Below are 21,783 nucleotides of genomic sequence, written 5' to 3'. Positions count from 1 at the left end.
CAGTCATGCGCTTCCTCCATCCGGAGTTCGTGCTCGTTGTCCCGCCGGGCTCTCCGCCGGGACGTGTGTCGTGCACACGGAGTCACCGCGTGCGATGGTCGCCAGTCGCTGCACGTGGGTGCCGAGCAGCCTGGCGAAAGCCTCGGTCTCCGCCTCGCACAGCTGCGGGAACTCAGCTGCGACGTGGGCGACCGGGCAGTGGTGCTGGCACAGCTGTTCGCCGCTGCCGACCTGACGGGTCGACGCAGCGTAACCCTCCCTGGTCAGCGCCGCCGCCAGGGCCTCGGCCCGCCGCGCCGGTTCCCCCGGCTCGGTGACCGCGTCCTGGTGCGGTTCGACCAGTGAGGCGACCCGGCGCTCCGCGAAGGCGCGGACCGCGTCCTCGCCCGCGTGCTCGGCGAGGAACCGGATCGCGGACACGGCGAGGTCGTCGTAGGCGTGCCCGAACCGCGCCCGTCCCGCTTCGGTGAGCAGGAAGAGCTTGGCCGGGCGGCCACGCCCGCGCGGGCCGCGCCGGGGCGCGTCCCTGGTCTCGGCCTCGCCGTCGGCCAGCAGGGCGTCGAGGTGACGCCGCACCGCCGTCGGGCTGATGCCCAGGCGGTCCGCGACCACGACCGCGGTCATCGGGCCTTCTTCCAGCAGGAGGCGGGCCACGGTGTGCCGCGTCCGCCCCTCTACCGTCGCCTGGGCGGGCACGGCGCCACCGGGAGCACCGGGCTCCTGCGGTGTGCCGTCGTTTTTCACAACACAAGTGTGTCGTATTTCGTGCCGCCTGGCAAAGATGGATCACCCAGCAGTGACCGGGGTCACCGGAAAGCTCGGTGAAGCCCTTCACAGGCCTCTCTTCACCTGCTCGATAGTCTCTACGGGTGGTAGTTGGCGAGCCGGACACCGGACAGCGGTCTGCCGCGTCGGCGTTCCGCCCGCCGGCGCCGGGCCCCCTCGAAGACCAGGAGCTGAAGGCGCTGGACGTGATCCGGCGCTTCGGCACGATCGGGGCCCTCTTCCTCGCGCTCGGCTCGCTCGGCGCGGGCGCCGCGCCGGTGCTCAACCCCGTGCAGGACATCCCGGTCCTGCGGCTGTTCGCGCGGATCCCGACGGTGTCGCTGGCGATCGCGTTCACCGGAATGGGCATGCTCGTCCTCGGCTGGCTGATGCTCGGCCGGTTCGCCCGTCCGGGTCGCGCCCGGCTGGTGAGCCGCGCGCAGGTCACGCGCACGCTCGTGATGTGGCTGACGCCGCTGATGGTCGTGCCGCCGCTGTTCTCCCGCGACGTCTACAGCTACCTCGCCCAGAGCGAGATCGTGCACCGCGGGATGGACCCGTACTCCCTCGGCCCGGCGCAGGCGCTGGGCGTCGGCGACCCGCTGACCAGCGGTGTGTCGAACATGTGGCGCGAGACGCCCGCGCCGTACGGTCCGTTGTTCCTCAAGCTGGGCAGCTTCATCTCGGGGCTCGTGGGCGACAACATCGTGGCCGGGGTGCTGCTGCAGCGGGCGCTCGCGCTGGTCGGCGTGGTGCTCATCATCTGGGCGCTGCCGCGGCTGGCGCGCCGGTTCGGCGTCGAGCCCGCGACCGCGCTGTGGCTGGGCGCGGCCAACCCGCTCGTGTTGTTCCACCTGGTCGCCGGGGCGCACAACGAGGCGCTGGGCATCGGGCTGATGGTCGCCGGGCTGGAGCTGGGCCTGCGGCGGATGCCGGTGCGCGGGCCGACGGACGCTCCGCCGCCGCTCGCGCGCGGGGAGCTGCTGTTCATCGTGCTGGGCGCGGTGGTGATCACCCTCGGTGCCGCGATCAAGATCAACGCGTTGATCGCGCTCGGGTTCTTCGGGGTGATGATCGCGCGGCGCTGGTACGGCAGGCTCACCGACCTGCTGCGGGCCGGTGCGCTGATGACCGGCGTGTTCGCGGTGGTGCTCGTCGCGCTCTGCTACGGCACCGGCCTGGGCTTCGGCTGGGTCGGCGCGCTGGGCACGCCGGGCCTGGTGCGCAGCTGGATCTCGCCGACGGCGGAGCTGGCGAACCTCGGCGGGGTGCTGGGCATCGCGCTGGGCCTGGGCAACCACACCGACTCGCTGGTGTCGATCGTGCAGACGGCGGGCACGGTGGTGGCGGCGCTGATCACGCTGAAGTTCCTGTGGGACAGCTTCCGCTGGCGCTACCGGCCGATCATCGGGCTGGGCGTGTCGCTGGGCGCGTTCATGATGCTGCACGTGGCGATGCAGCCGTGGTGGCTGCTGTGGGCGGTGATCCCGCTGGCCGCCGCGGCGGGCACGTCGCGCTTCCGCATCGCGGCGACGATCGTGAGCGCGGTGCTCGCCTTCGCCGCCTCCCCGCCGGGCAGCACGTTCGACGGCCGGTCGTTCGTCCCGCTCCAGGCCTACGCGGCGGGCATCATCGTGATCCTGGTCGCCCTGCTGGTCGTCCGCCGCGCGGCACCGATGCTGCTGAAGCGCGACGCGAAGCCCGCCTGAGATCCGGGCCACGCAAGCCCTTGACACAGTGCGTTCTCGTGGGGTCGTAGGCTTACTTGTCGTGAGCACCCCTGCCGTCGAGATCACCGGGCTGGTGAAGAAGTACGGCCCGAAGACCGCCGTCGACGGCCTTGACCTGAAGATGCACCGTGGCCGCCTGCTCGCCCTGCTGGGCCCCAACGGCGCCGGGAAGACCACCACGGTCGAGATCTGCGAAGGCTTCCGCCGCCCCGACTCGGGCTGCGTCCGCGTGCTCGGCCTGGACCCCGTGCGCGAGGGCCGCGCGCTGCGCCCGCGCATCGGCGTGATGCCGCAGGGCGGCGGGGCGTATCCGGGCGTGCGGGCCGGGGAAATGCTCGGCCTGGTCGCCTCGTGCGCCGCCGAGCCGCTGGATCCCGCGTGGCTGCTGGACGTCCTCGGGCTGTCCTCGGCGCGCCGCACCCCGTTCAAGCGCCTGTCCGGCGGTCAGCAGCAGCGCCTGTCGCTCGCGTGCGCGCTCGTCGGGCGCCCGGAGCTGGTGTTCCTCGACGAGCCGACCGCGGGCATGGACCCGCAGGCCCGCCGCCTGGTGTGGGACCTGCTCGGCGCGCTGCGCTCGGACGGCGTGAGCATCCTGCTCACCACCCACCTGATGGAGGAGGCCGAGGCGCTGGCCGACGACGTGGTGATCGTCGACGACGGCCGCGTCATCGCCGAGGGCACGCCGAGCGCGCTGACCGCCGAGGAGGGCGAGGCCGCGCAGCTGCGGTTCAAGGCCCGGCCCGGCCTCGACACGACTTTGCTCACCGCGGCCCTGCCCGAGGGTTACCACGTGCACGAGCCGGCGCCGGGCAGCTACCACGTGCTCGGCCTGGTGGACCCGCAGGTGGTCTCCACCGTCACGTCGTGGTGCGCGCAGCAAGGGGTGCTCGCGGAGGAGCTGCACGTGGGCAAGCGGGACCTGGAAGAGGTCTTCCTCGAGCTCACCGGACGGGAGCTGCGGTCATGACCACGTTCGCCCCGGGCACGTTCACGCCGAAGCCGGGCGCGGGCAGCCGGACGAGGATGCTGCTCACGCACGCGAAGGTCGAGACGAGCCTCACGCTGCGCCACGGCGAGCAGATCCTGCTGACCCTGCTGATCCCGCTCGCGCTGCTGATCGGCCTGACGCTGCTGGACATCCTGCCGCAGGGCGACCTCGGTTCCGTGTCCAAGGTGGACTGGGTGACGCCGCGGATCTTCGCGCTCGCGGTGATGTCGTCGGCGTTCACCGGGCAGGCGATCGCCCTCGGTTTCGACCGGCGCTACGGCGTGCTCAAGCGGCTGTCGGCCACCGCGCTGCCGCGCTGGCTGCTCGTGGCGGGCCGGATCGTGGCGGCGCTCGTCGTGGTGCTGCTGCAGGTCGTCGTGCTCGGCGTGGTCGCGGCGGTCCTGGGCTGGTCGCCGTCCGGGCCCGGGGTCGCGGAGGCCGTGCTGCTGCTCGTGCTCGGCACCCTGAGCTTCGGCGCGCTGGGCGTCCTGCTGGGCGGCTCGCTGCGCGCCGAGGCGGTGCTGGCGCTGGCGAACATCGTGTGGTTCGTGCTGCTGCTCGCGGGCGGGATCCTGCTGGCCCCGTCGGCGCTTCCGGGCGGTGTCGCCGCTGTCGTGGAGCTGCTGCCGTCGGGCGCGCTCGCCGAGGGCCTGCGTCAGGCGTTGGTCGGTGGCACGCTCGCCTGGGAGCCGGTCGTGGTGCTGCTCTGCTGGGGCGCGGTCGCGGGCGCGGTGGCCACCCGCACCACCCGGCTGACCTGACGGGCCGGTGTCCGCGGGACCTTGGTCCCACGCCTATCCTCGGATCGTGGTTCTGAACTCGCTCGTCGCCCGGCTTCCGCTTCCCTCGCCCGCCGCTCGGAAGGCCGTCGGCATCGCCGCGATCGTCGCGCAGGCCGGGATCGGCGTCACCGGGTCGGTCGTCCGGGTCACCGGCTCCGGCCTCGGCTGCGCCACGTGGCCGCAGTGCCAGCCCGGCAGCATGGTGCCCGTCGCGCACGACGAGCTGCACGGGATCCACCAGTGGATCGAGTTCAGCAACCGCCTGCTCACCGGCGTGGTCATCCTGGTGGCCGTGCTGGCCGTGTTCACCGCCTGGCGCGTGCACCTCGACACGCCCCGCAAGCGTCTCCTCGCGCTCGCCTGGACGATGCCCGGCGGCGTCGTGCTGCAGGCCGTCGTCGGCGGGATGACGGTGCTCGCCAAGCTGGAGTGGTGGACCGTCGCGATCCACTTCCTCGCCTCCACCCCCCTGATCTGGCTGGCCACCCTGCTGCTGCACGCCTTCACCGAGGGCGACGAGCGGCCGCGCTGGCTGGTGCCGCCGATCGCCCGGACGTTCCTCGTCGCGCTCGTGGTCCTGATGTGGGCGATCCTCGTCGCGGGCACCACGGTCACCGGCGCGGGTCCGCACGGCGGTGACACGCAGACCCACCGCCTCGACGCTCCGATCGAGACGCTGGCGCGCGTCCACAGCGGAATCCTCGTGGTGTACCTGGTCGTCCTCGCCGTGTTCGGGCTGACGCTGCTGCGCACCGGCGCCTCGCACCGGCTGTGGCGGCGCTACGGCGCGGTCTGGCTGGTGGCGGTCGCGCAGGGCATCCTCGGCGTCGTGCAGTACGCGCTGGGTGTGCCGGAGGCGCTGGTCTCGCTGCACGTCCTCGGCTCGGCGCTCGTGATCGTGGCGACGGGCGCGTTGTGGTGCGGCGCCCGCGATCGCGGGCTGCCGCCGGTTTCCGGCGCCTCCGCCGGGCGCGACGCGGTGACGGCCAGTGGCTACCCGGCCGTAACGCCGTAGCGGTGTGCGCGCCAGCCGGGCACGTTACGCTCACGGCGGCGGGGGCCGGACCCCGCCGCAACCGGAGTGAGGTAGCAGTTCCATGAGTGCCACTGACGTCCGCACCGGCGCGAAACCCCTGATTTCCCACCGGCGCACGGCCGGGCAGATGATCGTGCTGAAGGCCTTCCTGCTGATCCCGTTCGTCGCGCTGCTCGCCGCCCTGCCATTGGCATGGGGCTGGGGGCTGACGTGGCTCGACCTCGTGCTCGCCGTGGTGTTCTACGTGCTCGCCACCCTCGGCGTGACCGTCGGCTACCACCGGTACTTCACGCACGGCGCGTTCAAGGCCGCCCGCCCGCTGCGGGTGGCGCTCGCGATCGCCGGCAGCATGGCGGTGCAGGGCTCGGTGATCTTCTGGGTCGCGAGCCACCGGCGCCACCACGCGTTCGCCGACCGCGACGGCGACCCGCACTCCCCGTGGCTGTTCGGCACCTCGCCGGCGGCGCTGCTGCGCGGGTTCTGGCACGCGCACATGGGCTGGATGTTCCAGCGGGAGGTCACCAACTACGACCGCTTCGCCCCCGACCTCGTGGCCGACCGTGACCTGCGCGTGGTGAACCGGTACTTCTGGCTGTGGATCACGCTGAGCCTCGTGCTGCCCGGGGTGCTGGGCGGGCTGCTCAGCTGGTCGTGGCAGGGCGCGGTGACGGCGTTCTTCTGGGCCGGGCTGGTGCGCATCGCGTTCCTGCATCACGTGACGTGGTCGGTGAACTCGATCTGCCACATGGTCGGCGACCGCCCGTTCGCGAGCCGCGACAAGGCGGCGAACTTCTGGCCGCTGGCCATCCTGTCGATGGGCGAGTCCTGGCACAACTCCCACCACGCCGACCCGACGTGCGCGCGGCACGGCGTGCTGCGCGGTCAGCTGGACGTGTCGGCGCGGGTGATCTGGATGTTCGAGAAGCTGCACTGGGCGCGCGACGTCCGGTGGCCGAAGCCTGAGCGCATCGCGGCCAAGCGGGTCACCCCCGCGTAGCGGATCATCCTCGGGTTGACGGGTGGGCCCGCCAACCCGAGGATCCGCCGGCTTTCAGGAACGGCGCCCGGCGGGCCCGGCCATCCGGTGCCGGTGCGCGGGCCCGATCTTGACGGCGTTGACGGTCGCGGCGTCCCACTCGGCGGGTTCGAGGTCCTCGACGGCCTCGACGAGCGCCTCGCCGGTGCCGGTCGCGGGCACCACGATGTCGCCGAGCGCGCCGTCGGCCCCCACCAGCACGACACGCGCCCCGGCGCGGCCGATGTTCTCCACCACGCCCTTGCTGGGCTTGCCGTGCTCGGCGACGAACTTCCGGGCAGCGGCGAGCTGCTTCGCGGTCGGGTCCGGGGTCTTTTCGGTCTCTTCAGCCACGTCCAGCATCCTAGACTCGGGGTGCGGTGCAGGCAGGCGAAGGAGACGAGGAGTACTCATGCCCACGGCAGTGCGGATCCACCGGACGGGCGGCCCGGAAGTGCTCGAAGCCGATGAGGTGGAGGTCGGGGACCCAGGCCCGGGCGAGCTGCTCGTGGACGTACGCGCGGCCGGGGTGAACTACATCGACACCTACCACCGCAGCGGGCTCTATCCCCTGGAGCTGCCGGCGACGCTGGGCATGGAGGGCGCGGGCACGGTGGTGTCCGCCGGCCCGGACGTGACGGGTTTCGCGGCCGGTGACCGGGTGGCGTGGCAGGGGAACCTCGGCAGCTACGCGAGCCAGGCACGGGTTTCCGCCCGCGTCGCCGTCCACGTGCCGGAGGGCGTCCCGGACGAGACGGCGGCGGCGCTGATGTTGCAGGGCGTCACGGCACACTACCTGGTGCGCTCGACGTACGAGGTCCAGAAGGGCGACGCGGTCCTGATCCACGCGGCGGCCGGTGGTGTGGGCCTGTTGCTGACGCAGCTGGCGAAGGCCAGGGGCGCACGGGTGATCGGCACGGTGTCCACTGAGGAGAAGGAAAACCTGGCGCGCGAAGCCGGCGCCGACGAGGTGATCCGGTACGACCAGGTCGACTTCGCCGAGGAAACCCGCGAACTCACGGACGGCGAGGGCGTGGCGGTCGTCTACGACGGTGTCGGAAAGACGACCTTCGACGGAAGCCTCGCCAGCCTGCGAGTCCGCGGAGTGCTGGCACTGTTCGGCGCATCGAGCGGCCCGGTCCCCCCGGTGGACCCGCAAGTCCTCAACCGCAGCGGTTCGGTGTACCTGACCCGCCCCACGAGCGTCCACTATGTCCGGACGCGCGAGGAACTGGACTGGCGAGCAAGGGAACTCTTCAGCGCCGTGCGGGACGGTTCACTCCACGTCCGAATCGGACACCGCTACCCCCTGGCAAACGCCCGGCAAGCACACGAAGACCTACAGGGCCGGAAGACAACGGGAAAGCTCCTGCTACTGCCGTAAAAACGGACAGAGGCAGCAAAACAGGCCCGGCACACGCCCGGACCTCCCCCGTCCCCGGTCCCCAGCCTCATTAGCGGTTGGCTCGCCGGGTCAAGGGTCGCGCAGCGATCGCGAAGCGACGCCGCAGGCGCCCTTGACGCGGTGAGCCAACCGTTAAACGATCAAGGGAGAGGGGCGGGGGTGGCCGGGCAGTGGAGGGCGCCCGCGCCCGGCCCACCGCAGGTGACCACGCTGGGACGAAAGATCAAAAGAATGCCTCGCCGGCGGGCAGGCTCCAGGATGATGGGCCCCAAGGGATCTCACCTTGGCAGCGTGGTCGAGTCGTGTGGTCATCCCGTCGCCTGCGGTTTGTGCATATCACTTTGACCCAGACCCGCAAGGTTGCGTAGTTCGGCCGCCGGTGGGCAGCGGATGTTGCGGGCCTGGCTCAAAGTGATGGTGCGAGTTCAGGCGACGGGATGACCACCCAACTCTCAAGTTTGTTCCGAACCGGCTTACGCCCCCACCGCCGCCCTGATCGTCTCCTTCAGGCTGCTCGTCGTCGCGATGACGGCCGTCGGCTCGTAACCGCAGTGGGCCATGCAGTTCGCGCAGCGGGGGTCCTTGCCGCGGCCGAACTTGTCCCACTCCGTCTCCTCGATCAGCTCGCGGAAGGTCTTCGCGTAGCCGTCGTCGAGCAGGTAGCACGGGCGCTGCCAGCCCAGCAGCGAGTACGACGGGATGCCCCACGGCGTGCACTCGAAGTCGCGCTTGCCCTCGATGAAGTCGAGGAACAGGGGCGAGTGGTTGAGCCGCCACTTCTTGCGGCGGCCGTCGCCGAACGCCTTCGAGAACAGCTCGCGCGTCTGCTGCACGCCGAGGAAGTGCTCCTGGTCCGGCGCCTTCTCGTACGCGTAGCCCGGCGAGAGCTGCATGTTGTCCACGCCGACCTCGTCGTTGAGGTAGTCCAGCACGTCGATGACGTCCTGCGGGGTGTCGGTGTTGAAGAACGTCGTGTTCGTCATCACCCGGAAGCCCTTTTGCTTGGCGAGCCTGATCGCGTCGACCGCCGCCTGGAAACCGCCCTCCTTGCGCACCGAGGCGTCGTGCTTCTCCTCCAGGCCGTCGATGTGCACCATCCACGAGAAGTTGCGGTGCGGCTTGAACTTGTCGATGTGCTTGGGCAGCAGCAGCGCGTTCGTGCACAGGAACACGATCTTCCCGCGCTCCAGCAGGATGCGCGTGATCTCGTGGATCTGCGGGTGCATCAGCGGTTCACCGCCGGCGATGGACACCATCGGCGCGCCGCTCTCCTCGACCGCGCCGACGGCCTGCTGCACCGGCATCCGCTGCTTGAGCAGGTGCGCGGGCTGCTGGATCTTGCCGCAGCCACCGCACTTGAGGTTGCACGCGAACAACGGTTCCAGCTCCACCAGCACCGCGTACTTGTCCTTGCGCTGCAGCTTCTGCTTGGCCAGATAAGCTCCCAGCCGGATGGACTGGCGCAACGGCATGGCCATGATCTACCCCACCTCTCGAGGTAACGTGAATCGGATGTCTTCGTCGGCCACCTGGCTGTCCCGCACGGTCGTGCGGCCGAGCCCCGCCAGGCACCGGGTCAGCTCTTCCACCAGGTGCGGCGGCGCCGAGGCCCCCGCCGTGATCCCCACCCGCCGCGCTCCCGCCAGCCAGCGCATGTCCACCTCGGACACGTCGTCGACCAGGTGGGCGGGCGGGCCCTGGCGCCGCGCCACCTCGACCAGCCGCTTCGAGTTCGACGAGTTCGCCGAACCGACCACGAGCACCAGGTCGGCGGAGTCGGCGACCGCCCGCACCGCCCGCTGCCGGTTCGTGGTGGCGTAACAGATGTCGTCGCGCCGGGGCGCCGACATCGCGGGAAACCTCTCGCGCAGCACGGACGCGATCTCCTCGGCCTCGTCGACCGCCAGAGTCGTCTGCATCGCGTACGCGACCTTCTCCGGGTCGCGCACCCGCACGTGCCGGGCCGCGGACGCGTCCTCGACGACGACCACCTGCTCCGGCGCCTCACCGACCGTGCCCTCGACCTCTTCGTGGTCGGAGTGGCCGATGAGCAGGACCGTGTCCCCGCGCGAGCTGTACCGGCGCACCTCGTTGTGCACCTTGGTGACCAGCGGGCAGGTCGCGTCGATCACCCGCAGGTCCTTCGCCGCCGCGGCCTGGCGCACCGACGGCGCCACCCCGTGTGCGGCGAGCACCGTCGTCGCCCCGGCGGGCACCTCGTCCACCTCCTGGACGAACACCGCGCCCATGTCCTCCAGGCGCCGCACGACGTGGATGTTGTGCACGATCTGGCGCCGCACGTACACGGGCGCGCCGTACCGCTCCAGCGCCCGCTCCACGATCTCGATCGCCCGGTCCACGCCCGCGCAGAACGACCGGGGACTGGCCCGCAGGATCTCCCCGCGGCCCGCCGCCTCGCACCACTCGCGCAGCGCCGGTGCGGCCGCACGCAGCGACCGCAGCCCGGTGAGCCCGCGCCGGACCGTGCCCGGCCGCCACAACGGGTGTTCCGGGGTGTCCACAATGGCCCGCACCACCGCCAGCGGACCCGGCACGGTGGCGAACTGCGCCGACTCCATGTCCACCGCCAGCGCGCCGCGCGCGGCGTACCCCTCGCGCTCGGTGCCGTCCACCAGCGACTCCGCCGACGCGACGGGTCCGGTGTGGACGGTCAGGCCGAGCCGCCGCAACGCACCGGCCAGCAGCGGCGCCGACCGCAGCGGCACGGGACCGTCCGGGCCATCGATCTCCGTGGCCACCACGAGGTCACCGGGCCGCACCGAGTCCGTGACGCCGCCCGCGATACCGGCGACGAGGACGGGCGTAGTGCCGGTGAACCGCCGCGCGGACTCGGCCGCGCGGCGCGGGCCCATGCCCGTGTGCAGCACCCGCACCCCGGGAGCCCGCAACGCCGCGGCCTCCAGGTGCATCGGCGCGCACACCACACCACTCACGCCGACTCCACGTATCGACCCAGCGCCGAGACCGGGAACACCAGCCGGTACAGGTGGTAGTTGATGTAGAAGTCACCCGGGAAGCCGGTGCCGGTGAACTGCGGCTCGTCCCACGTCCCGTCCGCCCGCTGCGTCTCCACCAGCCAGCGCACGCCGCGCTTGACCATCGCCGACTCGCGCTCCCCCGCCGCCAGCAGCGCGAGCAGCGCCCACGCGGTCTGCGACGCGGTCGAGTCGCCCTTGCCGATCCACGCCGGGTCCCGGTAGGACCGCAGGTCCTCGCCCCAGCCCCCGTCGGGGTTCTGGCACGACTCCAGCCACTTCACCGCCCGGCGCACCGCCGGGTCGCCGGGCGACACCCCGGCCGCGACCAGCGCGGGCACCGCCGCGCCCGTGCCGTAGAGGTGGTTGGCGCCCCACCGCCCGAACCAGGACCCGTCGTCCTCTTGGGCGTCGAGCAGCCACTTCACCCCGCGGCGGCACTCGGGGCTGTTCGCGAGCCCCTCGGCGGCCATCATCTCCACGATGTGCGCGGTGACGTCGGCCGACGGCGGGTCGATCACCGCGCCGAAGTCGCAGAACGGCAGCTTGGTCGTCAGCTCCCGCGTGTTGTCCGCGTCGAACGCGCCCCAGCCGCCGTCGCGGGACTGCATCCCCTGCAGCCACACCACGGCCCGGTCGATGGCCTCCTTCACCCGCGGCCGGTCCGGGTGCGCGGTGCGCCGCAGCGCGAGCACCACCTCGGCGGTGTCGTCGGTGTCGGGGTAGATGTCGTTGGCGAACTCGAACGCCCAGCCGCCTGGCGGGGTCGCGGGCCGCTTGACCGCCCAGTCGCCGGGCACGCGGACCTCCTCGCCCAGCAGCCAGTCCGCCGCCTTGAGCAGCGCCGGGTCGTCGGCCGGCACGCCCGCGTCGTGCAGCGCCGTCATCGCCAGCCCGGTGTCCCACACCGGCGACTGGCACGCCTCCAGCCTGCGTACCCAGCCGTCCGGGGTCTCCTCCCGGATGATGAACCCGTCGAGGCCCGCGAACCCGGCCTTCACCGCCGGGTGCTCGAACGAATAGCCCAGCAGGTGCAGCGCCAGCAGCGAGTACACCCACGGCGGCTGGATGCCGCCCCACGACCCGTCCGCCTCCTGCCGCGCGAGGATCCACTCCGCGGCCGTGCGCATCGCCAGCCCCCGCAGCGGCTTCACCGGCAGCTTCGCGTACGTGTGCAGCGCCTTGTCGAGGTACTCGAACGCGCCGGACCACGTCCACGGCCTGCGCTCCTTGCGCGGCCGCACCCCCGTGCGCAGCTCGTCCACGCCGACGGGCAGCGGGCGCACCGGCCTGAGCGTGGAGACGATGGTCAGCGGCACCACGGTCTGGCGCGCCCAGCAGCCCCAGTCGTAGACGTTGAGCGGGAACCACGACGGCAGGAAGATCAGCTCTGGCGGCATGTTCGGCAGGTCGTCCCACGACCACAGCCCGAACAGCGCGAGCCAGATGCGGGTGAACACGCGGGTCGCCTCCAGCCCGCCGTTCGCCAGCACGAACTCCTGCGCGGCCCGCATGTGCGGCGCCTCGACCGGGTCACCGGCCAGCCGCAGCGCGACCCACGCCTCGACCGTCGTGGACAGCTCGCCGGGGCCGCCGTAGAACGTCGCCCAGGTGCCGTCCTCCCGCTGCTGGGACCGGATCCACCGCGCGGCCTCCTCGGTCTCGGCCGCGGTGCGGATGCCGAGGAACTCCCGCAGCAGCAGGTCCTCGGCGTCCATCGTGACGTTGGTTTCCAGCTCGCCCTTCCACCAGCCGCCGTCCTCCTGCAGCCCCTTCAGGTGCGCGACCGCGCGCCCGAGCGCGTCGGCCGGGCTGCGCAGTGCGGTGGGTGTTTCGGCGAGTTGCGTCATCAGGCCTCCCTCGTGACGATGAACTGCGCGAGCGACAGCAGCTCCTCCCGCGCGTGGTCGGGAATTCCGGCGTCCTCGAGCTTCTGCCTGCCCGCGGCCATCCGGCGGTAGGCCTCGTCGAGTGCCCACTTGCGCCCGCCGGCCTGCTCGACCAGCTCCGCGGCGCGGCGCACCGACTCCTCCCCCGGCGCCTCGGCGTGCGCCAGCCAGTCGGCCAGCTCGCGGCCGAGCGCGCCGCCGTGGGTGATGGCGTAGGTGACGGGCAGGCTCTTCTTGCGCGCCCGCAGGTCGGAGTACACCGGCTTGCCGGTGACCGCGGTCTCGCCCCAGATGCCGAGCACGTCGTCGACGAGCTGGAAGGCCAGCCCCAGGTCGGCGCCGAACCCGGCGAGCGCGTCCACGACCGGTTGCGGGGCCCCGGCCAGCACCGCGCCGATCGCCGTGCTGGCCGACAGCAGCGCGCCGGTCTTGCCCGCCGCCATGTCGAGGCACTCGTCGAGGCCCACGTCGTTGCGCTGCTCGAAGGACACGTCGAGCACCTGGCCGCGGATCAGCTCGTTCGTGGCGTCGGCCAGCAGGCGCGCCGCGGCGACGGCGCCCGGGCCCTCGCCGTCGAGCAGCACCTCCTGCGCCAGCGACAGCATCGCGTCGCCGGTGAGGATCGCGCTCGCCGCACCGCGGACCGCCCACACCGTCGGGCGGTGGCGGCGCTCGGTGTCGCCGTCCATCAGGTCGTCGTGCAGCAGCGAGAAGTTGTGCACCAGCTCGACGGCCACCGCGCCGGGCAGGCCCACCGACGGCTCGGCGCCCGCCGCCTCCGCCGACAGCAGGGCGAGCGCGGGCCGCACGGCCTTGCCGCCGCCGTCGGTCGGGTTGCCGTCGAGGTCGGTCCAGCCCAGGTGGTAGTAGGCGATCGACCGGCTGGTGGGGTCCAGCCGGTCCAGTGCCGCGCGCATCGCGGGCAGCGTCGCCTGTTTGCCCTGGTGCAGGGAGTCGAGTACAGCGGTCATCGGATGTCCTTACCTTCGGGCGAAGTCGGTTCGTCGAGGGCGGGTCCTGGGGTGAGCAGGGCACGGGCCGCGGCGTCGCCGCTGCGCACCGCGCCTTCCATCGTCGCGGGCCACCCGGTGGCGGTCCACGCCCCGGCGAGCACGATCCCATCCGCCGCCGTCCGGGTCTGCGGGCGCAGGGCCGCGGTGCCGGGCGTGGGACGGAAGGTCGCGTGCCGCTCGCGGGTGACGAAGAAGTCGCGCACGTGGGCGGTCGCCGCCGCGGGCAGCACCCGCCGCAGCTCGGGCAGGATCCGCTCCCGGATCTCCCGCACCGGCACGTCGATCAGGTCGTCGGCCGCGGACAGCGAGACGGCCAGGCACTGGCCACCGTCCACACCGGACTGCGTGGTGCGGTCGAACACCCACTGCAGCGGGGAGTCGACGGCGGCGAAGAACGGCTGGTCCAGCACCTTCCGGTCGAGGACGAGATGAGCGTTGACGATCGGCGAGCTGCCGAGGCGCCGCGCCCACCCCTCGGGCAGCCGCACGCTTCCGGGTGGCAGCAGCCGCTCGGCCACTTCCGGCGGCACGGCGAGCACCACGCGGTCGGCGACGAACTCCGTCTCCCCCGCCGTGATCCGCCAGCCGCCCTCGACCCGGGTGAGAGCGGTGGCCTTGGTGCCGAGCAGCACCTGCGCGCCCGCCTCGGTCAGCCGCGCCTTGGCCGGTTCGCCGTGCAGCTCGCGCAGCGGCACCTTCGACCAGCCGATGTCGGCGGCCGCGGCGTCGGTGAGCAGCCCGACCTGGAACACCGTCGCGGCCAGTGCGAGCGAAGCGCCGGTGGCGGGCGCGTTGAGCGTCGCGATGCCCACCAGGTCCCACAGCTTCCCGATGGCCGCGTCGCTCTGGCCGTGCCGGCGCAGCCAGTCCCCGAAGGACTGCGCGTCGGCCGCGGCCGAGTCCCGGTCCACGCCCTTCAGCGCGAACGCCGCGCTCGCGAACTTGAGCCGGTCGGCCACCGGCAGCGGCTTGTACTTCAGCACGGAGTCGGCCAGGTGCAGCGGCGCGGGCAACCCGTTGCGGCGCAGCCACACCGGTTCCCGCAGTCGCGGTGAGCGGACCTGGATGGCGAGCCTGGGCTGCAGGAACACCTTGTCCAGCACCCCGAGCCGGCGCAGCAGCTCCACGTAGGACGTGCAGCAGCGGAGGAACACGTGCTGGCCGTTGTCCACGTCCAGCTCGCCGCGGCGGAACGAGTGCGTCAGCCCGCCGAGGTGCCCCTTCGACTCCAGCAGGGTGACGTCGAGACCGGCGTCCGCGCAGCGCAGGGCCGCGGTGATGCCGGCGAGACCGCCGCCCAGCACGGCCACCCTGATGGTCACGACAGCCGCCCCGACAGCGCCCGCGCCGCCACTCCCAGCTTCTCCCGGCCGGACAGCGAAAGCCGGCGATCGAACACGAGGGACGGCCGCTCGTTGATGCGTTCGAGCAGCTGCCGGTAGATGCCCGCCATGGCGAGGCAGCACGCGCCGCTGCGGCGGTCGAGCAGCGGCGCCAGGCGCAGGCCGTCGGCGTACCACTCGCGCGCACGGGCGGCGCTGTGCCGGATCAGCGCGGTCAGGCCCCCGTCCGGGTCGGCCAGCCTGCCCTGCTCGTCCAGCTTCAGCTCGACGCCGAACGCGTCCAGCTCCTGCTGCGGCAGGTACACCCGGCCGTTGGTGAGGTCCTCGCGGATGTCGCGCAGGATGTTCGTCTGCTGCAGCGCGATGCCGAGGGAGTCGGCGTAGCGGGCGGCGTCCGGGTGCGGCCTGCTGCCGAACACCCCGAGGCACAGCCGCCCGATCGAGCCCGCGACGCACCGGCAGTACTCGGTCAGGTCCTCGAAGGTGGCGTAGCTGCGGCCCTCGATGTCCATCCAGACCCCGTCGAGCAGCTCGTCGAAGGCGCCGAGTGGGACCGGGTAGCGCTTCGCGGCGTCGGCCACCGCGACCAGCACCGGGTCGGTCGCGGTGTCGAGGGTGGCCAGCGACTTGCGGACCTCCTCCAGCCGGACCGCCTTCTCCTCGATCGGCAGGTCGCCGTCGCCGATGTCGTCCACCCGCCGGGCCAGCGCGTACACCGCGCAGAGCGCCGCGCGGCGGCCGCGGGTCAGCAGGCGGATCCCGTAGTAGAAGTTGCGGGCCTCGGTCCTCGTGATCCGCGCGCACTCCGCATAGGCGGCATCGATCTCGGTCAACGGCGGCCTCCCCGCACCAGCAGCTTCGAAAGGTGGATCAGCACGTCCCGCTTGCGTGGCCGGGGTGTCGCCGCGAGGACGTCCCAGTTCGCGCGGCGGAGCGCGTCGACGGTCGCGAGGCCACCGGCGACGTATCCGGCGATGGCCAGGCGCGCCCAACCTTGCAGCAGCCCGACCAGCGCCGCACCTTCGGTCAACTGATCGAGTGCTTTCTGCACCTGGGCGGCCACGCAGCGCCGCACGGCGACGTTCGCCCGGTCGGCGTCGAGGTCGGTTTCGGTGACGCCGAACGCGTCGAGGTCCTCCCGCGGCAGGTAGATCCGGCCCGCCCGCCGGTCCTCCGCGACGTCCTGGCAGTGCTCGATCAGCTGCAGCGCCGTGCACACCAGGTCCGACAGGCGCTCGGCCTCGGTGGAGCGCACCCCGAAGATCCGCAGCACGATCCGCCCGACCGGGTCGGCCGACAGGGTGCAGTACCGCGCGAGGTCGGCCTGCGTGGCGTAGCGGGTGACCTCCTGGTCCTGCAGGTTGGCCCGCAGGAGCCGGTCGAACGGCTCGTGGTCGAGATCACGTGCCCGGATCGTCGGGACGAGGCGGCGCAGCACCGGCTCCTCGGGTTCGCCCTGCCAGGCGCGCGCGAGGTCCTTCCGGAACGAGGTCAGGGCCGCGATCCGGTCGCCTTCGTACTCGTCGCCGAGGTCGTCGATCACCCGCGCGACGTCGTAGAGCGCGGTCAGGTCGCGGCGGAGCGCACGCGGCAGTATCCGGAGCGCGACCGGGAAGTTCTCCGCGCCGCGCTTCCGGTCCAGCTCAGCCACCCGGCCCGGTGGCTGCGGAGGCAGCACGGGGTCGCCGACCGTGTCGGAACCTGGAGGTGCTGATGTCATCGGCCCATAATCCATCGGGGAGGGGCCGAGGTTCTTCGCACAGGAAACAAATTCCGGGAAGGCCGGGTTGTCACGAGCGGACAGTCTTAACCCGTTCGAAGGATGGATTGAGACGTAAGGGTGGAGGTTGCCGGTGGAAGTAGGCAGAAGAGCTGACCCAGCGGACGCGAAACTGGAGGAACTCGCGGCCGCGACCGCCGAACGACTGCCCCGGATGCTCGACGACGTCACCCGTCTGCTGAGCCACGACTGGCCGGACTACGCCGACTTCATCGTCACGGAACGGGACGAGGTCCTCGTCTCGGCGAACATGTTCCTGCACCGTCTGATGAAAATGGCGAAATGGGACATCACCGAACTCCCGGGCGTGTCGGACCCGCCGCCCGAGCAGCTGAGCGAGCAGCCGCTGTTCGAGGAGATCGGCCGCGCGCAGTGGCAGCAGGGCCGGGACCTGACCAGCCTGCTGTCGGCCTACCAGATCGGCGCCCGTGTCGCGTGGCACCACGTGGCCGAGGTGGCGCTGGAGGTGGGTGTCCCGTCCGATGTGTTCGCCTCCCTCGCGGAGGCGGTCTTCATCTTCATCGACCAGCTCTCCTCGGCGTCGGCCCGCGGCTACGTGCTGGAGCAGTCCGAGGCCGCCGCCGCGCGGGAGCGGCTGCGCGACGAGCTGGGCAACATGCTGCTGTCCGACCGATCGGACTCCAACGCCGTCCGGGCGGCCGCGGCGCGCGTGGACTGGCCGCTGCCCCGCGAGGCGGCGGTGGTGCTCGTCGAGCCCGACAACCCCGTCGGCGTGGCGCTGCTGGCCCGGCTGGACCAGTCGTGCCTGCACGTGCGGCGGCAGCGGCTGGTGGGCGCGATCGTCCCCGACCCCGACGGCCCGCAACGGCGCGAGCGCCTCGCGTCGGCGCTGCGCGGCGCGGGCGCCGTCGTGGGGCACGCCGTAGCGCTGGAACACCTGCCGGCGAGCATGCGGGTCGCCGAGGTGGCCGTGCAGCTGCGGCGCACGCACGTGCTGGAGGACGACCCGGTGTTCGTCGACGAGCACCTGGACTCCATCATCGTGCACCGCGACGCGCGGCTGCTCGACGCGTTCCGCACGCAGTGCCTGGCCCCGCTCGACGAGCTCGGCCCGGTGACCCGGCAGCGGCTGTGCGAGACCCTCGCGTCGTGGCTGCGCCACCTCGGCGACCGGCGCGCGGTGGCCGAGGAGCTGCACATCCACCCGCAGACCGTCCGCTACCGGCTCACCCAGCTGCGGGAGCTGTTCGGCGAGAGCCTGGACGAGCCGGACAACCGCCGCCGCCTCACCCTCGCCCTGGCCTGGGGCATCCCCGAGCGGAACTAGCTCACGCGTACTCGTCGAGGGTCTTGCGGAACTCGTCGAGGAACTCGCCGGCGTCGGGGACGAACGCCGGGTCGGTGGCCACCGTCATCGAGAACGAGCCGTACCAGCCCAGCACACCCACCACGAACGGCGTCCCCGGCGCGATCGGGATGATCGGGAACGCCGTGATCAGCGGATAGCCGCCGAAGTTCACCTGCCACGTCGCACCCGGCATGTTCGACACCGTGCCGTGGAAGAACCGGCCGCCGTAGACGGTGCGCGCGAACCACGCGTGGAACCACGGCGGCATCAGGTTCGCCACCGTGTGCTGCACGAACCGCGACGCGATCGCCCGCGTGCCGCCGCGCAGCCGGGAGCTCGCCTTCGCGACCGCCGCGAGGCGCTCGGTCTCCGGCATCTCCCCCATCGGCACCTCGACCATCACCGCGGCCGTCACGTTGCCCGCCATGCCCGCCCGCGGCTCGGCCGCCATCAGCGGCACCGACGCCAGCAGCTTCGACGGCAGCGGCCCCTTCGCGACCCGCCGCAACGCCGACGCGGTCCCGGCCAGCAGCACGTCGGTCACCCGGGCCCCGCGCCGCCGCGCGAGCCCCCGGACCTCCTCCAGGTCGAGCTTCAGGCTGCCGAACTCGCGCGCGGAGGAGTCCGACGTGACCAGCCGCCCCTCCGGCCGCGCGTCGGTCGCCAGCTGCGCGATCCCCGCGATGCCGCCGGCCAGCTGCTTGAGCCGCCCCGGCCGCTTGACCTCGCCCAGCGCGGAGGTCAGGTCCGGCGAGTCGAACACGTCGAGCATCAGGTTGATCGTGCCGATGCCGTCGGCGACCGAGTGGTGCACCAGCGAGACGACGGCGGCGACATCCTCCTCTACGCCGGTCACCACGCAGAACCGCCACAGCGGCCGGTCGCGCGGCAGCTGCTGCCCGGCCAGCTCGGCGACCAGCGCGTGCAACGCGGACATGCCGCCGGGGCGCCCGTCGCGGCTCAGGTCGAACACCGGCACGTGCCAGGACCAGTCGAGGCTCGCCGCCTCGACCCAGCGCCACGGCCGCCAGCGGGTCGGCGGTGCGAGCTTCTTGCGGAACTCCGGGCGCTGCGCGAGCTTCGCGGTGATGGTCGCCACCGCCAGCTCGTGCGTGGGCACCGTGCCCGCCCGGGAGGTGTCGAGCAGGATGAGCCCGCCGACGTGCTGCGGCGCTTGCGGGCTCTCGACGTGCAGGAAGAACGCGTCGGACGCGGGGATGCGGTCGCTGTCTCGTCTCGCCACGTCCGCGATCATGACAGCAGCCACCACCACGACGACAGCACCGGCCGCGTCGAGCCAGTAGTGGTTGCCCGTCGCGAGGATCACCGCGAGCGTCACGAGCACGTGCACCGCGCTGACCACCTGCACCAGGCGGCCGCCGGAGATCCGGGCGAGCACCACCGACACCCACAGCGCCCAGCCCACGTGCAGCGACGGCATCGCGGCGAGCTGGTTCGCGTTCTCGACCATCGGCGATCCCCACGAGCCCCACGTGTGGCCCAGGCGCACGGTGTCGACGAAGCCCGCGCCGTCGAGCATCCGGGGCGGCGCGACGGGAAACAGCCAGAAGCAGGCCAGCGCGAGCAGGTTCACCCAGGCGAAGGAGTTGCGCACCTGCCGGTAGTGACCGGGGTGGCGGGCGTAGACCCACACCAGCAGGATCAGCGCGCTGGCGATGTAGGTGACCGCGTACTCGTAGTTCGCCGCGGTGCGCAGCCAGTCCTGCCCGGCCAGCCACCGGTTGAGCGGCAGCTCGAAGTCCAGGTGCAGGAAGCGCTCGAAGCCCAGGATTGCGTCGCCGTTGTCCAGCGCCCGCACCTCGCGAGAGGGCAGCGGTTTCGCCTCGATCAGCAGGTAGACCGCGAACAGCGCGAGCCCGGCGAGGAGCTCACCCCACCAGCGCGGCCGCGTGACGGCTTCCTGGCGGTACCCGACTGTTAACGAGGAGTTGGTTGACGACCCGGCTGTGAGCACACTCCGTGATATAGCACGGGAGCGCGGGGCGGCGCTCGGTCAGCCGGCGGCGGGCGCGGCCGGGGAACGCCAGCCCATCCGCAGCGTCAGCCCGGGCACGCGGCGCAGCTTGCGCCAGCCGTGGCCCGCGCACACCGCGATGGTCAGCGCCGTGAGCAGGCCGCTGAGCACGCCGCGCGAGAACAGCCCGGCCTCGACGCCCCAGTGCAGGAAGCCGATGGTCATCGCGGCGTCGATCAGCCGTGAACCACCCCACAGCAGCGCCACCTCGACGAACACCCGGTTCACCGTGCGGTGCGCGAACAGCTCGGCGGGCAGCCGCACGAAGTCGCGGGCCAGCCGGGCGGTGATGGGGCGGCCCATGATCGCGCTGCCCACGAAGACCAGGAACATCAGCACCGAGCCGAGCGCGGGCTGCAGCACGTACACGACGGCGCTGGAGGTGATGAGCGCGACGCAGGCGCGGCTGACGAGCATCCCGGTGCACAGCAGCAGGGTCCGGGGCAGGTCCCGGCGCAGCAGCCTGCGGGCGCCGATCACGAACACCGACCAGCCCAGCACGGCGCACAGCGCGGGCACGAGCCCGGCGAAGTGCAGCAGGACGGCCAGCAGCACGCTCGGGACGACGACGGTCTCGAGGGCGAGAACGAGCGCCCGCGCCAGGGTGCTCCTCAGGTGCGGGATCTCGATCACCAGGTGGCGCTCGGGATGCGCGGGTGCGTGCTTCACGGGTTCAGATCACTCCTGTGCCCAAGTGTCCGGCGGCGGCGGGGAGGTCGCAACTTTGCCGGGCACGGTACCGGCGCCGGGGTAAACGCCGTGTGTTGCGGTCCGGGTCGTCTCCCGTTGCACGGTGGGCGAGTGCGCGAGCCCGAAGACCCCCGCCACCAGCAGCACCGCGGCACCCGCCGACGCGGCGAGCGGGCCGGGCGCGGTGGACAGCGTGGCGTGGAAGGCGAGCATGCCGAGCACGTAGCTGACGGCCGGGTTGACGATCGACATGACCGCGATGGCGGCCGAGAGCGAACCCGAGCCGTATGCCTGCTGGCCCAGCAGCAGGCCGGTGAGGGTGGACAGGGCGAGCGCGTAGCCCGGCCAGTCGATCGCGGTGGCCAGCACGCCGCGGACGAGCAGGTCGTCGGTGGTGAGCTTCATCAGCGCCGCGCTGATCGCGTAGCACATGCCGGCGGCGCTGGCGATGAGCGCGCTGTGCGCGAGCGGCCCGCGGCCCTGGGCGAGCTGCACGAGGACCACCACGACCGCGGCGGCCACGAGGACCGCGACGACGAGCCTCCCCCGGTCGGGCGAACCGTCCAGTGGCGCGGCTCCCTCGACGGCCAGGAAGAGCGCGACCCCGCCGCTGATCGCGACCGCGGCGAGCCAGTCCCGCGCCGAGGGCCACTGCCGGATCACCGCCGACGCCATCGGCAGCGCGAACAGCAGCTGGGTCACCAGCAGGGGCTGGACCAGCGCGATGGAGCCGAAGTGCAGTGCGGTGGCCTGGCTGAGGAACCCGAGCAGGTTCGTGGCCCACCCGGCGAGCCACACCCGCTGGCGGACGAGCCTGCGGATCAGCCACAGGATGGGGACGCGGTGCTGGGCCGCCCGGTGCTCGGTGTCGGCGTCGGCCACGACGAGCACCGCGCTGCGCTGCAGCGCCGCGGAGGCGGCGAACAGGAACGCGGCCGCGAAGCCGAGCAGGACCGGGATCAACACACCGAGTGCAGCGCTCCCCAGGCAGAAAAGATTCCGGCGAA

The 21,783-nt window shown here is 72.4% G+C and carries 19 protein-coding genes; 7 read left to right on the top strand and 12 right to left on the bottom strand.

Annotation, left to right across the window (positions count from 1 at the left end; translation table 11 throughout):
* Positions 1-3: 3 nt before the first annotated feature.
* Complete coding sequence (locus FHX82_RS31245) at positions 4-744, bottom strand: helix-turn-helix transcriptional regulator (RefSeq protein ID WP_183176937.1); 741 nt, start codon at positions 742-744, stop codon at positions 4-6.
* Between the two features lie 125 nt (positions 745-869).
* Here FHX82_RS31245 and mptB point away from each other — a divergent pair, with 125 nt between their 5' ends.
* The 5 genes from mptB (at position 870) to FHX82_RS31220 (ending at position 6,298) form a co-directional block, all read left to right on the top strand.
* The gene (gene mptB, locus FHX82_RS31240) at positions 870-2,474 is read left to right on the top strand and encodes a polyprenol phosphomannose-dependent alpha 1,6 mannosyltransferase MptB (RefSeq protein ID WP_145933838.1); all 1,605 of its coding nucleotides are present in this window, start codon (positions 870-872) and stop codon (positions 2,472-2,474) included.
* Positions 2,475-2,535: 61 nt separating this feature from the next.
* Positions 2,536-3,462, top strand: a complete 927-nt coding sequence (locus FHX82_RS31235) for an ABC transporter ATP-binding protein (protein ID WP_145933839.1) — start codon at positions 2,536-2,538, stop codon at positions 3,460-3,462.
* A complete protein-coding gene (locus tag FHX82_RS31230; RefSeq protein ID WP_145933840.1) occupies positions 3,459-4,244 on the top strand; it encodes an ABC transporter permease in 786 nt (261 codons plus the stop codon). The genes FHX82_RS31235 and FHX82_RS31230 overlap by 4 nt, the downstream gene beginning before the upstream one ends.
* A 46-nt stretch (positions 4,245-4,290) precedes the next feature.
* Positions 4,291-5,280 carry a COX15/CtaA family protein gene (locus tag FHX82_RS31225; RefSeq protein ID WP_145933841.1) on the top strand — a complete coding sequence of 330 codons (990 nt, stop codon included), beginning with the start codon at positions 4,291-4,293 and terminating at the stop codon, positions 5,278-5,280.
* 82 nt (positions 5,281-5,362) lie between these two features.
* The gene (locus FHX82_RS31220) at positions 5,363-6,298 is read left to right on the top strand and encodes an acyl-CoA desaturase (protein WP_145933842.1); all 936 of its coding nucleotides are present in this window, start codon (positions 5,363-5,365) and stop codon (positions 6,296-6,298) included.
* 54 nt (positions 6,299-6,352) lie between these two features.
* Here the strand turns inward: FHX82_RS31220 and FHX82_RS31215 are convergent, their stop codons facing one another.
* The gene (locus FHX82_RS31215) at positions 6,353-6,679 is read right to left on the bottom strand and encodes a hypothetical protein (protein WP_145933843.1); all 327 of its coding nucleotides are present in this window, start codon (positions 6,677-6,679) and stop codon (positions 6,353-6,355) included.
* A 49-nt stretch (positions 6,680-6,728) separates the two neighbouring features.
* Between FHX82_RS31215 and FHX82_RS31210 the strand changes: the two genes are divergently transcribed.
* Positions 6,729-7,700 carry a quinone oxidoreductase family protein gene (locus FHX82_RS31210; RefSeq protein ID WP_145933844.1) on the top strand — a complete coding sequence of 324 codons (972 nt, stop codon included), beginning with the start codon at positions 6,729-6,731 and terminating at the stop codon, positions 7,698-7,700.
* 494 nt (positions 7,701-8,194) lie between these two features.
* Here FHX82_RS31210 and hpnH read toward each other — a convergent pair whose 3' ends face one another.
* From hpnH to hpnC, 7 genes are read right to left on the bottom strand one after another with little or no spacing between them, the layout of a single operon-like run.
* Entirely contained in the window at positions 8,195-9,199 is a 1,005-nt protein-coding gene (hpnH, locus tag FHX82_RS31205; protein WP_145933845.1) for an adenosyl-hopene transferase HpnH, read from the bottom strand.
* A gap of 3 nt (positions 9,200-9,202) precedes the next feature.
* Complete coding sequence (gene ispH / locus FHX82_RS31200) at positions 9,203-10,675, bottom strand: 4-hydroxy-3-methylbut-2-enyl diphosphate reductase (RefSeq protein WP_145933846.1); 1,473 nt, start codon at positions 10,673-10,675, stop codon at positions 9,203-9,205.
* Complete coding sequence (gene shc / locus FHX82_RS31195) at positions 10,672-12,567, bottom strand: squalene--hopene cyclase (RefSeq protein ID WP_145933847.1); 1,896 nt, start codon at positions 12,565-12,567, stop codon at positions 10,672-10,674. The genes ispH and shc overlap by 4 nt, the downstream gene beginning before the upstream one ends.
* On the bottom strand, positions 12,567-13,577 hold the full coding sequence (locus tag FHX82_RS31190; protein WP_145933848.1) for a polyprenyl synthetase family protein: 1,011 nt from the start codon (positions 13,575-13,577) through the stop codon (positions 12,567-12,569). Before FHX82_RS31190 ends, shc begins: the two co-directional genes overlap by 1 nt.
* Positions 13,574-14,941: a hydroxysqualene dehydroxylase HpnE gene (gene hpnE / locus FHX82_RS31185; RefSeq protein ID WP_145933849.1), complete on the bottom strand. Its 1,368-nt coding sequence runs from the start codon at positions 14,939-14,941 to the stop codon at positions 13,574-13,576. The genes FHX82_RS31190 and hpnE overlap by 4 nt, the downstream gene beginning before the upstream one ends.
* Complete coding sequence (hpnD, locus tag FHX82_RS31180; protein ID WP_145933850.1) at positions 14,938-15,795, bottom strand: presqualene diphosphate synthase HpnD; 858 nt, start codon at positions 15,793-15,795, stop codon at positions 14,938-14,940. The genes hpnE and hpnD overlap by 4 nt, the downstream gene beginning before the upstream one ends.
* On the bottom strand, positions 15,792-16,682 hold the full coding sequence (hpnC, locus tag FHX82_RS31175; protein WP_145933851.1) for a squalene synthase HpnC: 891 nt from the start codon (positions 16,680-16,682) through the stop codon (positions 15,792-15,794). Before hpnC ends, hpnD begins: the two co-directional genes overlap by 4 nt.
* 133 nt (positions 16,683-16,815) lie before the next feature.
* Between hpnC and FHX82_RS31170 the strand changes: the two genes are divergently transcribed.
* Complete coding sequence (locus FHX82_RS31170) at positions 16,816-18,030, top strand: PucR family transcriptional regulator (protein WP_229880299.1); 1,215 nt, start codon at positions 16,816-16,818, stop codon at positions 18,028-18,030.
* A 1-nt stretch (position 18,031) separates the two neighbouring features.
* On the opposite strand, the gene FHX82_RS31165 is transcribed toward FHX82_RS31170, so the two are convergent.
* From FHX82_RS31165 to FHX82_RS31155, 3 genes are read right to left on the bottom strand one after another with little or no spacing between them, the layout of a single operon-like run.
* Positions 18,032-20,026, bottom strand: a complete 1,995-nt coding sequence (locus FHX82_RS31165; RefSeq protein WP_145933853.1) for a bifunctional phosphatase PAP2/O-acyltransferase family protein — start codon at positions 20,024-20,026, stop codon at positions 18,032-18,034.
* Between the two features lie 39 nt (positions 20,027-20,065).
* A complete protein-coding gene (locus tag FHX82_RS31160; protein WP_229880300.1) occupies positions 20,066-20,755 on the bottom strand; it encodes a DUF3159 domain-containing protein in 690 nt (229 codons plus the stop codon).
* A gap of 9 nt (positions 20,756-20,764) precedes the next feature.
* Positions 20,765-21,742: a DMT family transporter gene (locus FHX82_RS31155; protein ID WP_145933854.1), complete on the bottom strand. Its 978-nt coding sequence runs from the start codon at positions 21,740-21,742 to the stop codon at positions 20,765-20,767.
* Positions 21,743-21,783: the final 41 nt, after the last annotated feature.

This window comes from Amycolatopsis bartoniae, assembly GCF_014191255.1.
Taxonomy (GTDB): domain Bacteria; phylum Actinomycetota; class Actinomycetes; order Mycobacteriales; family Pseudonocardiaceae; genus Amycolatopsis_E; species Amycolatopsis_E bartoniae.
This window is presented reverse-complemented; position numbering and strand designations above follow the sequence as displayed.